The sequence below is a fragment of the Catelliglobosispora koreensis DSM 44566 genome, assembly GCF_000379685.1.
Lineage (GTDB): Bacteria > Actinomycetota > Actinomycetes > Mycobacteriales > Micromonosporaceae > Catelliglobosispora > Catelliglobosispora koreensis.
This window is the reverse complement of record NZ_KB903251.1, coordinates 334,590-347,043: the sequence shown is the minus strand read 5'-3', so window position 1 is coordinate 347,043 and position 12,454 is coordinate 334,590. Positions and strand designations below refer to the sequence as shown.

The window sequence follows — 12,454 nt, the reverse complement described above, 5'->3', positions numbered from 1 at the left end:
TCCCAAAGACCAGGGCAGGTTACTCACGTGTTACTCACCCGTTCGCCACTCGAGCACCCCGAAGGGCCTTTCCGTTCGACTTGCATGTGTTAAGCACGCCGCCAGCGTTCGTCCTGAGCCAGGATCAAACTCTCCAAAAAAGAATCCAATCAACTGGCATATCAAATATGCCACTCGGCAACCAGGCCATCCGACGAGGAAAGACCCTGGCCACCACCAAAACAATGGCACCAACAAAAACAACACACCCTGTTGAATTCTCAAAAAACAAACACACACCGAGAGACACAGCAATTTCTTGCTGAATCATCCGGGGAACTTGTTTAGGTTACCGGATCGGTTTCGCCGGCTCCCATCGGGGGCCCGCACCGCTCTTCGAACCTGTCACCCGCTATCCCGCGGGCAGAGAGAACATTACGCGATCGCAAACAGCAAGTGCAAATCGGGGTCGGTTGTTCCGAGTCACACCTGTGCTCAGCTGCGCTTACGGACTATCCATTGTGGACGGACAGCTCCGCTCCACGCAGGCGCCGAGCGCTCAGGGCGACCACCGCTATGAGCGCGGTCACAAGGACGAAGGAGAGCGGAAGTGATGTCAGCTGAGCGATTCCGCCGATGATTCCGGGCGCGGCAAGGCCCGCTCCATATGAGACAGTCGCGACGCCCGCGATGGCGTTGGCTGGGTGTGCGCCCGTGTGGCCTGCCGCACTGAACGCTAGGGGGACGACGACGGCCACGCCCAGACCGATGAGCGAAAAGCCAATGATGACAAGCAAAGATGAGAGTTTTGTCAGCACGAGCAGTCCGCCCACGACACCTATGGCGCCCGAAACACGGACCGTGTTGACCGCGCCGTACTTCGCCACGATCCAGTCCCCCGCTAGCCTTCCCGCCGCCATGGACGATGCGAACAGCGTGTACGCGATAGCGGCTCCGCCTTCGCCTTCTCCCATCACACGGCGCAGGTAGACCGCCGACCAGTCAGCCGCGGCGACTTCGGCGAACACGGCACACAGGCCGATAAGGCCAATGATGAGCACAGCACCGCGCGGAAAGGAGAAACGCGGGCCTTTCTCGCCTGCCGGTGCTGGATCACTTTCCAATAGCCATCGGCCCGCAAACGCCCCAAAGATGAGGAGCAGGACACTCACGACGGCGAGGTTCACCGGGGCGGAGATCTTCAGATACGCCGCAGCCGTGCCGATTCCCCCGCCGATGAGACCGCCCACACTCCACATGCCGTGCAGACTCGACATGACGGAACGGCCAAGGCGCTTTTCGACTGTCACGCCTTCGGCGTTCATCGCCATGTCTGACGTTCCGGCAGCGGCACCGGCCAAGAGCAAGATCCCCATGAGTACCAGCAGATTCGGCGCAAGAGGAATGAGCGCCAGGGCGACTGTCCAGAGCGCGATGAGAAGGCGGGTCGCCGCCCGCCCACCGAACCTCGCCACGATCCCACCCGCGAACGGCATCGTGCTCAGCGAGCCAATGGCCGGCATCACTAGGGCGAGCCCGAGCTGTCCTTCGCTCATGTTCAGGTTGTCAGCGATCCAGGGCAGCCGTGCGGCGAAGCTTCCGCTGACAGTTCCGTGGATGGCGAACATCGCGGCAACGGCCCAGCGCGCCTGGGTTACCGAGGGGGTGATCACCGGCCCGACATTACGCGTGGGAGCGCTCTCTTGCCCACCTGCTATCTCAAGATGCGGCCAGCACCAGGGACGCGGCGGCTAGGCCCAGGCCAACCATCTGCACTGAGCGCAGACGTTCCTTGTTTACCAATAGCGCCAGGATGACCGTTGTCGCCGGATACAGGGACGCGACCGGAGCGACCACACTGACCGCACCATCTTGCGCCGCAAGGAGATAGAACCCGTTGGCGAGCGTGTCCAATAGCCCGGCGAAGATGGTGAACCGCCAGACTTCCCGGCTCGGCAACAGCTTCGCGCCGACCGGCAGGAAAATCATGATGGTCAGCCCGAGCGGGATGGCCGAGGCGCGAGCGGCAGCGAGCGGCCACAGGCCGGCGCCAGCGTCGGCCGCCGCGTACTTGAGGAAGATGAAATAAAGTCCGAAGAGGGCACCTGAGGCGAGCGCTATCCAAAGTGGACCAAGCGTCAGCGGTCCCTTGCGCATCGAGCCCATGGTCAGCAAAAGAATGGCCACAATGGCGATCGCGACACCGGTGAGGGCGGCTGGGCCGGGCCGCTCACCGAGCAGTAATCCGCCCGTTAACGGAACCACCGCCGCGGTGACGGCGGTGGTGGGCGCGACAACGGCCATATGGCCGCTCGATAACGCTCTGTAAAGCAATACGATGCCGAATAGGTCGGCGATACCCGCGACTGCCCCTAAACCGAGCGCCGACACGCCGGGATGACCGGGGGCGAGCACGAGAAGTAGTGCGATCATGGGGACAGCGCAAAGCTGGGATAAGACCGTGACGGATAGTGCCTGCCGGTGACTGGGTTCGCCTTCCTGAACGGCTTTGCCGCCACAAAAGTCGGCAATTCCCCACACCAGGGCGGATGCCCCAGCGAGCACTATGGATATCACGGAGATAGTCCTATCACGACATAGACCACAAAGGACAGTGCGTGAGTGAGACGACTGAGCGGCGCACGACGGCAGACGAGATCACCGCTGCGGTGGCACTGCACGTCCGGGCGCTGCGGACCGGGCGGGGCTGGTCGCTGGACGAATTATCGGGCCGCTCCAGCGTCAGCAAGGGCATGCTCGTGCAAATCGAAGCGGCTCGCACCAACCCAAGTATTGGGACGCTCGCCCGCATAGCGGAAGCCTTCGGCGTGACCGTCGCCCGCTTGCTTCAGCCTGCCGCCGACCGGACCGTGCACTTGAGCGATATCCAGGACGCGCCGATCCTGTGGCAGGGCGGACGCGGCGGAGCGGGCCGCCTGCTGCGCAATGTCAATGACCCCAACGTGGTCGAGCTCTGGGACTGGCGCTTCGCGCCCAACGAGCGCTACGAATCAGAAGAACATCAGCCTGGTACCAGGGAAATGGCCCATGTGCTCGTCGGGGAAATCCTGATCACGGTCGATGGCGAGAGCTATCCCGTCAAGGCCGGCCAGACACTGGATTTCCGTAGCGACCGGTTCCACACCTACCGCAACACCACTGACGCACCCGCTCGCCTCATCATGGTGGTCACGGTGCCGCCGGGCGACGACCGCCGGATGCCCCGCCAGCGCTAGTGATCAGGCCGTTTCGCGGTGGTGCCGGGCCCGCCGCGTTGGCATCTGCGCACGCGACACGATCGTCGGGTAGACCTTTTCCAGCACGGTTTCCCGCGTGATCTGAACCCGCTCAGCGTTGGGGTCGCTCGGGATCTCATACATCACTGACAGCAGGACTTCTTCCATGATGGCGCGCAGACCACGGGCTCCCGTGTTGCGCAGCATGGCCTGGTCAGCGATCGCTTCGAGAGCCGCTGGCTCAAACTCCAGCACGACATTGTCGAGCTCGAACAACCGCTGGTATTGCTTCACCAGCGCGTTGCGGGGCTCGGTGAGGATCTTCACGAGCGCTTCGCGGTCAAGGCTGCGGACCGTCGTGATGACGGGCAGACGGCCGATGAACTCGGGGATGATCCCGAACTTCAGCATGTCTTCCGGCATGACCTTGGCGAGCACTTCGTCGGTCGTGCGCTCGGAGACCGCGCGCAGGTGACCGCCGAAACCGAGACCGGAGCGAGCTGTCCGCTGCTCGACGATCTGCTCCAGGCCGGCGAAGGCACCACCGCAAATGAACAGGATGTTGGTCGTGTCGATCTCAACGAAATCCTGGTGCGGGTGTTTGCGGCCGCCCTGTGGCGGGACGTTTGCCCTCGTACCCTCAAGGATTTTCAAAAGGGCTTGTTGGACTCCTTCGCCCGACACGTCGCGCGTGATGGACGGACTGTCTGACTTGCGCGCGATCTTGTCGATCTCGTCAATGTAGACAATGCCGGTCTCGGCGCGCTTGATATCCCAGTCGGCCGCTTGGATCAGCTTGAGCAGGATGTTTTCGACGTCTTCGCCGACATAACCAGCCTCGGTCAGCGCGGTCGCGTCAGCGATGGCGAACGGAACGTTCAGCATGCGCGCGAGGGTCTGGGCGAGGTGGGTCTTGCCCGTGCCGGTCGGGCCGATCAGCAGGATGTTGCTCTTGGCGACTTCGACAGTCTCACCGGTGCGGCTGTGGTTGGCCGACTCGTGCTGCAAGCGCTTGTAGTGGTTGTAGACGGCGACGGCCAGGGCCTTCTTCGCTCCATCTTGACCGACCACATAGGAGTCGAGGAACTGGCAGATCTCCATCGGCTTGGGAAGCTCTTCCCAGCGGACCTGCTCTTCGCCCGACAGCTCCTCTTCGATGATCTCGTTGCAGAGGTCAATGCATTCGTCGCAGATATACACACCGGGGCCGGCGATGAGTTTCTTTACCTGCCGCTGCGATTTACCGCAGAAGGAGCACTTCAGCAGATCACCGCCGTCGATCCGTGCCACCCGCCACTCCCCTGCCCTCGTGCCCGATCTCTATTGCCGACGTTACTCGCTTCGCGCCGGTTTCTGGCTTCCCGACATGCCAGCGTCAGTGATTCTGACACGCGCTTACGACACGATTGTGGCGCCGCCCGGTTGCCGGACGGCGCCACCCAAATCGTTATCTTGCCGGCACGGCAAACGGGGTCTTCTTGCGGTAGCCCATCACCGTGTCGACCACGCCGTATTCCACAGCTTCCTCGGCCGTGAGGATCTTGTCACGGTCGATGTCCTTCTTCACCTTGTCGAGTGACTGACCGGTGTGCTTCGCGATCATGTCCTCGAGCTGGTGCCGCATGCGCATGATCTCGCGCGCCTGGATCTCGATGTCGGAACCCTGACCGTAGCCGCCCTCGGTGGCCGGCTGGTGCATGATGATCCGCGAGTTCGGCAGGGCGAGACGCTTGCCCGGCGTTCCTGCCGCGAGCAGCACGGCCGCGGCACTGGCTGCCTGTCCAAGACAGACGGTCATGATGTCCGGGCGAACGAACTGCATCGTGTCGTAGATGGCCGTCATCGCCGTGAAGGAGCCACCCGGCGAGTTGATGTACATCGTGATGTCACGGTCCGGATCGGAGGCCTCAAGCACCAGCAGCTGGGCCATCACGTCGTTAGCCGACGCGTCATCGACCTGCACACCCAGGAAGATGATCCGGTCTTCGAACATTTTGTTGTACGGGTTGGATTCCTTCATCCCATAGGAGGTGCGCTCCACAAAGGACGGAAGGATGTAACGGTTCGTTACCTCAGCGAAGTTGGGCTTCATCCCTAACGCTCCTTCAGTTCCCCACCGGCACCTGGGAGGTGGCGGTGATCACGTGGTCAATGAAGCCGTATTCCTTAGCCTGTTCGGCGGTGAACCACCGGTCACGGTCGCCGTCGGCTTCGATCTGCTCAACGGACTGACCGGTGTGCTTCGCGATGAGCTCCTGCATCAGCCGCTTGGTGTAAATCATCTGCTCGGCCTGGATAGCGATGTCGGCCGCGGTGCCGCCGATGCCGCCGGAAGCCTGGTGCATCATGATGCGCGCGTGCGGCAGCGCGTATCGCTTGCCCTTGGCGCCCGCGCACAGCAGCATCTGGCCCATGGAAGCGGCCATGCCAAGCGCGATCGTGGACACGTCGTTCGGGATGAACTGCATCGTGTCGTAGATGGCCATGCCGTCATAGACGGAACCACCGGGCGAGTTGATGTAGAGGCTGATGTCGCGATCCGGGTCTTCCGCGGAAAGCAGCAGCAGCTGCGCGCAGATCCGGTTCGCGATCACGGTGTTCACATCGCTGCCGAGGAAGACGATGCGCTCCTTCAGCAGCCGGTTGTAGACAGAATCATCGAGGCCGCCTGCGATCGGATCGGAACCCCTAAGTTCGGGAACATGCAAAGCACTCATGTGGTGGCAGCCCTTCTACGTCAAAGCCTTATGCCGACCCTAACCGCTGATTAACAGCGGAGCTTCCCCAGTTACGGCGTGTTCGCCAATAGCAGAGGGACCCGGCAAGCGCGGGTCCCTCAAACGTGATTCTCAGTGGTCGTGACCTTCGTGGTCACCGTGGTCATGCCCGTCGTGGTCGCCGGGAGCGCGAAGCGCGTCCAGCGTAAGCACCTCGCCGTTGGTGTCCGTCATGATGACTCGCTCCATGACCAGGGCAAGAGCCTTGCCGCGACGCACGTCACCATAGACAGCTCCGGCCGCGCCGGCCCGGACGAGCTCGTCGTAGTACTGCTGCGGAGCCATGCCGGCCCGCTGCGCGCGGTGCACGACCTCGTGACCGAACTCGTCGTCGGACACCTCGACGTTTTCCGCCTCGGCGATCGAGTCGAGCAGGAGCTGGATCCGGACGCCTTCGGATGCCGCCTCGGCAAGGTCGGCGTCGATCTGCTCTTCGGTCTTCTCCTCAACGCTCAGGTACTCAGCCAGGCTGGCACCCATGCGCTCGAGCTGCTCCACCATGGACTGCTTGCGCTGCGCGACCTCGTCGGCCACGACACCCTCGGGCGCGGGCACGGAGGCGCGCTCAACAAGCTCCTTGAGGGCCTTGTCGCGAGCGGCGTAGAGCTGCTCGACCTTCTTGACCCGGGTGATCTGCTCCTTGAGGTCGTTCTTCAGCTCGTCGAGCGTGTCGAACTCGCTCGCCAGCTGGGCGAAGTCGTCGTCGAGCTCGGGGAGCTCGCGCTCCTTGACGGTCCGCACGGTGACGGCGACGTCAGCGTCACTGCCGGCGTGATCCCCGCCAACGAGCTGGGTCACGAACGTGGCGGACTCGCCGGCCGACAGGCCGACCACGGTCTCGTCGAGGCCCTTGAGCAGGGTGCCCGAGCCGACCTGGTGGGAAAGGTTGGTGGCGCTGCCACCCTCGACCTCGGCACCGTTCACGGTGGCGTTCAGGTCGATCTGCACGAAGTCACCTTCGGCCGCGGCGCGCTCGACGGTCTTGAGCGTCACGAACTTTTCCCGCAGCCCGTTGAGGCGCTCGTCCACTTCACTGTCGCCAACCTCGAGCGGGTCGACCTCGACCTTGATGCTGCTCAGCTCGGGGAGCACCAGCTCGGGACGGATGTCCACCTCAGCGGTGAACTTCAGCGGCTGGCCGTCGGAGAACTCCAGGTTGTCCACGGCCGGACGGCCGAGCAGCTTGACGTCGTGCTCACGCACGGCGGCGAAGATCTGCTGCGGGATCATGTCCTCGATCGCTTCCTGCAACACCGCTCCACGGCCGACTCGCTGGTCGATGACCTGCGCGGGCACCTTGCCCTTGCGGAAGCCGGGAATGTTGACCTGGGCGCCGATCTCGCGGTACGCCTTCTTGAGACTTGGCTCAAGCTCGGCGAACGGCACCTCGATGGCGAGCCGCACGCGCGTCGGGCTCAGAGTCTCGACGGTGCTCTTCACTGGCGTACTCCTAAAGACTTTTTCGCTTCAACTGATGGCGGGACGTAAATCAAGCCCGGTCGAGTGTAGGCGAATCAGCTCCGGGTCACCCGCATCGGGCACCCTTTCCCTGCGGATGTCACATCATCGCGGGAGTGGCGATGCCACCATAAGGGTACAAAGCCTCCAGAATGGGGCGAGTATCTCAATGAGAGGTGGTCCCATGCTGGGTCCCGCGGCTCACACGCTCTTCGCCATGCTCGCTTACGCCGGTGGCCCGCTCATGGGCGTGACCGACCGCCCCGCCGAAACTTTCCCTCCCGCGGTCAACATCGCCATCGCCGATGAGGCCCGGTCTGTCGCTAAAGGACAGCTCACTGAGTACACCCTGAGGGTGGAAAACAACAGCGGCTCGGAACTGCCGGTGACCATCCGGCTCACCCTCCCAGCTGGCGTCTTCTCCACGGTCGACGCGACCGATGCGACCGTGGTGGCCAATGCCGCGGCGTGGCGCACGACACTGGCCGCTGGCGAGACCCGCACCCTGACCATCAGTGGAACCGTCGACGCGCACGCCTCCCGTTCCGACATCCCGGCCACGGCTTGCGTGCACACTTCCGCCGGCGTTCCGGCTTGCGCTACGGACCTCAACCAAGTTCAAGACAATGAGGGGGTACGCCGTTACGCGTGGCTGGTGGCCATCATGCTCGGCTTCGCGGCGGTGCTGCTGTCGCTGTGGCTGCAGCGCATCGTGCGCCCTGAGTTCCTGACCCCCGAGGTCGCCCGCCGCGAATACGGCCCCAGACAGCCCGGTGGAGCCCCATCCGCCTGATCGGACAAAGCCCCACCGGGGGTCTGCCGTCGGCTCCGGACACTCCCCGTCCCAGCCCAACCGTATCCACGTTTGCCCAGGTTCGCACCCATATACGGAAAAACCTCGCGAACGGTCTGTAATCTCGTTGAAGGGTCGCCCGGGGGTCTGTGTACACTGCTTTCCGGCACACCATCGGGGTGTGGCGCAGCTTGGTAGCGCGTCCGCTTTGGGAGCGGAAGGCCGTCGGTTCGAATCCGGCCACCCCGACTGACCCTGGTGTTTGGGATTCCGCAGAGTCCCGATATCCTAGGTTTCGCACTGCTCCGGCAGCGCAACGCGGGCGTAGCTCAATGGTAGAGTCTCAGTCTTCCAAACTGATTGCGCGGGTTCGATTCCCGTCGCCCGCTCTCTATCTTTTCACTTCAGGGCACTGATCAACGATCTATCTGATCGATTGGCTCTGATATTTGAGCCTGAACTTCAATAGTCTTGGTTCCGCCGGCCCTTGCTAAGTCTTCTTCGCCTGTCCGATCGCCGATGGACGGCATGTGGTTAGTAGATCTTCGCCAGCGCTTTCTATGGCACCCCAAGGTGGTCGTCGCGTCGAGGCTCCGCAGTAGAGAGCTAGTCTTCCTCTTCTGCAGAGCCTGGTGCTTAGCGTTCTCGCTGCTTGATCTGCTCTTGCCGAAGCCGCCCTAGTACGGCAGCAAGGTTCATGCCGTGACGTGCACTGATTCGATCGTCTTCAGGGTGCCAATCATGCGGTAATGATCTGGCGACCGGTGACACAAGTACAGGTATGACGACTGTCCAAGAACACAGGAGAGCCTATGGGCCCGCCCGGAAACCATGACGAGGGCTGGTTCACCGACATTTACGCCACGCTCTACCCCTACCTCGTGAACTACGGCCGGCGCCGTCTCGGTGATGCCGATGCGGCGGCCGAACTGGCCCAGGAGGTGTTCGTGGTGGCCTGGCGGCGCCGCGACGAGGTGCCCGAGCATTGTCTGCCTTGGCTTTATGGGGTGGCCCGGCGCTTGCTGGCCAACCATTGGCGGGGCCAGCACGGTGGGCCGGGCCTGCTTCCGCTCGAGGCGTGGCAAGCGCACGGTCCGGGGTCGGATACCGGGATCGGCATCGCCGATATCCGGGCGGCTCTTGCGGGTCTATCCGAGCTCGATCAGGAGATTCTGCGCCTGGTTGGCTGGGAGGAGCTGACAGTGGCCGAGGCAGCGGTGGTCCTCGATTGTGGCCGCGCTACGGCCGCGGTGCGGCTGCACCGGGCCCGTAAGCGCCTGGCCGCCGCACTGTCGCGTCAGGACGAAAGCTCCGCGGCTCGACCGCGCCAGAAGGAAAACGGCGCTGCTCTGTCGCATCAGGACACAAATCCACCTGTACTTGCCCGTACCCAAAGGATTCAATGATGTTTGGTGAAAAGCGAACCCGAACGCTTCTCGGCCCGGCCGATCCGGCAGCGGGCACGGCCGTGCTCGCGCCGCGGCGCAATGCGCATGACCTGATTGTTGAGGCAGAATCGCGCGGCGGACCGGCCAAGCGCCGGATTCCCCGGCATACCAGGCGGCTCGTGCTGACTGCCGGTGTCGTTGTCCTGTCTGCCACGGCAACGGCTGTGGCATTGGGGCCAGAGAAGTACCCGCCTGGCAAAGGCAACGTGATCGTCCCGATCGCGTATCAGTTCGAAGAAAACGCACCGCCAGCGGCTTCCTTCTTGCTGGAGCTGGCTGGGCGGCTGACGAATGCGCCCTACGACGGAAAGCCGGGCATTTACGCCTATCACGAGACGAGAACCTGGGGCGATCCGACCATCGTGGACGCGAGTAATCGCTACTTCATCGGGCACGGCAGCGAAAGCAAGATCTGGGAAGCCCCCGATGGGACGGGCATCCAGATCTCGGTGCGGCAGCAGCCGGAGTTCCCGGACGAGGAATCCCGTGACTACTGGGCGGCCGTTTCCGGACCGGAACACATCCCAACCGATCCCATCACCACCCGCCTGTACCCGCATGCCGTGCCGCCGTTGCCGGCTAGCCGGGCGGGGCTGGAGGAGTTCCTCAATGTCTCGGAGGGGCCGGGTCACGTTGCCAATTCGGTATTCAAGGCTTATGACAAGTACGCCATTGACCGGCCGGTACGGACCGAGATCCTGCGAATCCTTGCTGGCACGAATGGTTTCCTGTGGCGGGGTGAGGTGACCGACCGGTCGGGCCGCGACGGTGTAGCCATCACGATTGACGATCCCGGTAACGATCAACAGCAATTGTTAATTTTCGATACACAGACGGGTGAGCTGCTCGCCTACGAAATAGTGAACCTGAAGCCCAAACGGGTCAGTACTTACTTTGTCATCGGCAAGACCGACCGCGTAAACAGCCTTCCGGCGACGACGCCGGTAAATCCGGATACGACACCGAGCCCGTAGCCGCAAACAGCCAATAGACCGATCCGTGCAGCACATGCAGATGTTTGGATGGGCGGCATGTACGACGCGATCGTCATCGGCGGGCGATGTGCAGGTTACCAACGGCAAGCGCCGTCCAGCCTTCTCCCCCAGCCCGGACGGTCCACAAACGACCGTCCGGGCTAGCTCAACGTGATTAGGCCCGGCTCGGGCGTTGTCCCAACGGGGTTTTCCGGCTCGCCTGCCGCAGCCGGGCGCGCGGCGTGATGGGCGGGGCGCGGGAATCCAGTCAGGGCTTTCGTTTCCCCAGCCGCTACCCGAGCTGCTTCAGGTTTTCTTTGCACAGCTGTATCGCAGGATGGTGTTCATCATGGACCTGCAGCAATAGTGCGAGAGTGTCTTGTAGTAGCGGCAGATTCCACAAACTTTGAACGCGGGCCTCGGCAGGCGGGGCCTCTGGCTGAGCCGTGGCCCGGGCGATAAATGGAAATGTAGTGTAATCCTCAGCCGGGTACTAGCAGGTGGGTGCCCCGTTTGGACAGACGATGCGCCATTGCTGGGAGCCGGTGGCGTTCGCTGGCCGGGTGACGGCGCGGTAGTCCAGAGCACTGGAGTTGTGCCAATCCAGGTAACGGCCACTGCTAACTTGCTGGATCGTGTGATAGTCGCCGCCGATGTTCTGCACTCGCCAGAGCTGTGTGCTGTTGTTCTGCTGTGGACGCGTGACGACGCGGTAGTCGAGACTCGCGATCTCGTGCGCGTCGAGGTAGCGGCCGCTGCTCCACTGGACGAGGGTGTACAGGCCGGAACCTTTGTCGGTGAGCACCCAGAGTTGGGTGGTGTCGGTCTGGTGCGGTCTGGTCACCACGTTGTAGTCCATGGACGAGATTTCATGCGCGTCAAGGAAACGGGCGCCCCAGTCGTGGAAGATGCGCATCACGCGTGGAGCCTGCAGCGCGGCGGGTGACAGCTCACGGGACTCTGACGGGCTGGCGGACGCCACACCGGCCGAAGCGAACATGACCGCGGCTGCCACAGCGAGTGTGGTCAGCAACCGCCCTCTGACTTTGTGTCGCACGTTCATGCTGATCGCCTCCAGGAGGTAGGGGTTGTCCCCGGAGTTTAAATAGGCGTGCTGAAATCCTTCACTGTCAGTCTGGGTTGAGACACCGGCTAGGCTCCAGACTTGACCTTGAAGCAAGCTAGGAGAAGTTCATGCGCAAGCTCGTGTACTACATAGCCACCACCGTGGATGGCTTCATCGCCGGCCCGGATGGCGCTGACCCGACCGGGCCTGGCGGGTTCTGGCCGATCCCGGAGGACTACCTGCGGCACCTCATCGCCGAGTACCCGGAGACGCTGCCAGGCCCAGCGCGGCAAGCGTTCGGCATCGACGGCGAGGGGGCACGGTTCGACACCATGCTGGAGGGACGGCACACCTACGAGATTGGGCTAAAGGCCGGGCTGACCGACGCCTACCCGCACTTGCGTCACCTGGTGTTCTCACGCACGATGCGCGAGAGCCCGGACCCCGCCGTCGAGCTCGTGTCCACAGACCCGGTCGCCACGGCACGTGAGCTCAAACGCCACGACGGCAAGGACATCTGGGTGATCGGCGGCGGTGCTCTGGCCGGTGCGCTCTACGACGAGATCGATCAGCTGATCGTTAAGCTGGCTCCGCTGACGATAGGCACGGGGATTCCACTGTTCGGCCGCGAGGCGGTTTTCGCGCCGCGGACCTGGAACCTGGTCAGCCACACCGTCCTGGACAGCGGCGCGATATTCCTTACCTACGACCGTTCGGCATGAC

12 protein-coding genes, 2 tRNA genes and 1 rRNA gene are annotated in these 12,454 nt (G+C 63.1%); 7 read left to right on the top strand and 8 right to left on the bottom strand.

Annotation, left to right across the window (positions count from 1 at the left end):
* The 3 genes from A3E1_RS0112240 to A3E1_RS0112230 all read right to left on the bottom strand — a co-directional run.
* A 16S ribosomal RNA gene (locus A3E1_RS0112240) occupies nucleotides 1-140 on the bottom strand; the annotation flags it as partial.
* A gap of 351 nt (nucleotides 141-491) precedes the next feature.
* Entirely contained in the window at nucleotides 492-1,652 is a 1,161-nt protein-coding gene (locus tag A3E1_RS0112235; RefSeq protein WP_020521057.1) for an MFS transporter, read from the bottom strand.
* A gap of 46 nt (nucleotides 1,653-1,698) precedes the next feature.
* Nucleotides 1,699-2,544, bottom strand: coding sequence for an EamA family transporter (locus A3E1_RS0112230; RefSeq protein ID WP_020521056.1), 846 nt, complete (start codon nucleotides 2,542-2,544; stop codon nucleotides 1,699-1,701).
* Nucleotides 2,545-2,597: 53 nt separating this feature from the next.
* Here A3E1_RS0112230 and A3E1_RS0112225 point away from each other — a divergent pair, with 53 nt between their 5' ends.
* Nucleotides 2,598-3,215 (top strand): helix-turn-helix domain-containing protein, encoded by a 618-nt coding sequence (locus A3E1_RS0112225; protein ID WP_020521055.1) that lies wholly within the window; start codon nucleotides 2,598-2,600, stop codon nucleotides 3,213-3,215.
* A gap of 3 nt (nucleotides 3,216-3,218) precedes the next feature.
* Here the strand turns inward: A3E1_RS0112225 and clpX are convergent, their stop codons facing one another.
* From clpX to tig, 4 genes are all read right to left on the bottom strand, one after another.
* Nucleotides 3,219-4,505, bottom strand: coding sequence for an ATP-dependent Clp protease ATP-binding subunit ClpX (gene clpX / locus A3E1_RS0112220; RefSeq protein WP_020521054.1), 1,287 nt, complete (start codon nucleotides 4,503-4,505; stop codon nucleotides 3,219-3,221).
* A 157-nt stretch (nucleotides 4,506-4,662) separates the two neighbouring features.
* On the bottom strand, nucleotides 4,663-5,307 hold the full coding sequence (locus A3E1_RS0112215; protein WP_020521053.1) for an ATP-dependent Clp protease proteolytic subunit: 645 nt from the start codon (nucleotides 5,305-5,307) through the stop codon (nucleotides 4,663-4,665).
* Between the two features lie 13 nt (nucleotides 5,308-5,320).
* Nucleotides 5,321-5,932: an ATP-dependent Clp protease proteolytic subunit gene (locus tag A3E1_RS0112210; RefSeq protein ID WP_020521052.1), complete on the bottom strand. Its 612-nt coding sequence runs from the start codon at nucleotides 5,930-5,932 to the stop codon at nucleotides 5,321-5,323.
* Between the two features lie 132 nt (nucleotides 5,933-6,064).
* A complete protein-coding gene (gene tig, locus A3E1_RS0112205; protein WP_020521051.1) occupies nucleotides 6,065-7,432 on the bottom strand; it encodes a trigger factor in 1,368 nt (455 codons plus the stop codon).
* A gap of 202 nt (nucleotides 7,433-7,634) precedes the next feature.
* Here tig and A3E1_RS0112200 point away from each other — a divergent pair, with 202 nt between their 5' ends.
* The 5 genes from A3E1_RS0112200 to A3E1_RS39990 all read left to right on the top strand — a co-directional run bounded on the left by A3E1_RS0112200 (nucleotide 7,635) and on the right by A3E1_RS39990 (nucleotide 10,665).
* A complete protein-coding gene (locus tag A3E1_RS0112200; RefSeq protein WP_020521050.1) occupies nucleotides 7,635-8,243 on the top strand; it encodes a DUF11 domain-containing protein in 609 nt (202 codons plus the stop codon).
* 175 nt (nucleotides 8,244-8,418) lie between these two features.
* Nucleotides 8,419-8,492 (top strand) — tRNA-Pro (locus tag A3E1_RS0112195).
* A 69-nt stretch (nucleotides 8,493-8,561) separates the two neighbouring features.
* Nucleotides 8,562-8,632, top strand: a tRNA-Gly gene (locus A3E1_RS0112190).
* A gap of 423 nt (nucleotides 8,633-9,055) precedes the next feature.
* Entirely contained in the window at nucleotides 9,056-9,649 is a 594-nt protein-coding gene (locus tag A3E1_RS0112185; protein ID WP_020521049.1) for an RNA polymerase sigma factor, read from the top strand.
* Nucleotides 9,649-10,665 carry a CU044_5270 family protein gene (locus A3E1_RS39990; protein WP_020521048.1) on the top strand — a complete coding sequence of 339 codons (1,017 nt, stop codon included), beginning with the start codon at nucleotides 9,649-9,651 and terminating at the stop codon, nucleotides 10,663-10,665. The genes A3E1_RS0112185 and A3E1_RS39990 overlap by 1 nt, the downstream gene beginning before the upstream one ends.
* A 493-nt stretch (nucleotides 10,666-11,158) precedes the next feature.
* Here the strand turns inward: A3E1_RS39990 and A3E1_RS0112175 are convergent, their stop codons facing one another.
* On the bottom strand, nucleotides 11,159-11,728 hold the full coding sequence (locus tag A3E1_RS0112175) for an RICIN domain-containing protein (RefSeq protein ID WP_020521047.1): 570 nt from the start codon (nucleotides 11,726-11,728) through the stop codon (nucleotides 11,159-11,161).
* 131 nt (nucleotides 11,729-11,859) lie between these two features.
* On the opposite strand from A3E1_RS0112175, the gene A3E1_RS0112170 reads away from it, so the two are divergent.
* Nucleotides 11,860-12,453, top strand: coding sequence for a dihydrofolate reductase family protein (locus A3E1_RS0112170; protein WP_020521046.1), 594 nt, complete (start codon nucleotides 11,860-11,862; stop codon nucleotides 12,451-12,453).
* Nucleotide 12,454 lies beyond the last annotated feature (1 nt).

What these genes read in the sequence shown, in the direction of transcription:
- A3E1_RS0112215 (WP_020521053.1), bottom strand. Translation starts at nt 5,307, where the DNA reads ATGAAGCCCAACTTCGCTGAGGTAACGAACCGTTACATCCTTCCGTCC.
- A3E1_RS0112210 (WP_020521052.1), bottom strand. Translation starts at nt 5,932, where the DNA reads ATGAGTGCTTTGCATGTTCCCGAACTTAGGGGTTCCGATCCGATCGCA.
- A3E1_RS0112200 (WP_020521050.1), top strand. Translation starts at nt 7,635, where the DNA reads ATGCTGGGTCCCGCGGCTCACACGCTCTTCGCCATGCTCGCTTACGCC.
- A3E1_RS0112185 (WP_020521049.1), top strand. Translation starts at nt 9,056, where the DNA reads ATGGGCCCGCCCGGAAACCATGACGAGGGCTGGTTCACCGACATTTAC.
- A3E1_RS39990 (WP_020521048.1), top strand. Translation starts at nt 9,649, where the DNA reads ATGTTTGGTGAAAAGCGAACCCGAACGCTTCTCGGCCCGGCCGATCCG.
- A3E1_RS0112175 (WP_020521047.1), bottom strand. Translation starts at nt 11,728, where the DNA reads ATGAACGTGCGACACAAAGTCAGAGGGCGGTTGCTGACCACACTCGCT.
- A3E1_RS0112170 (WP_020521046.1), top strand. Translation starts at nt 11,860, where the DNA reads ATGCGCAAGCTCGTGTACTACATAGCCACCACCGTGGATGGCTTCATC.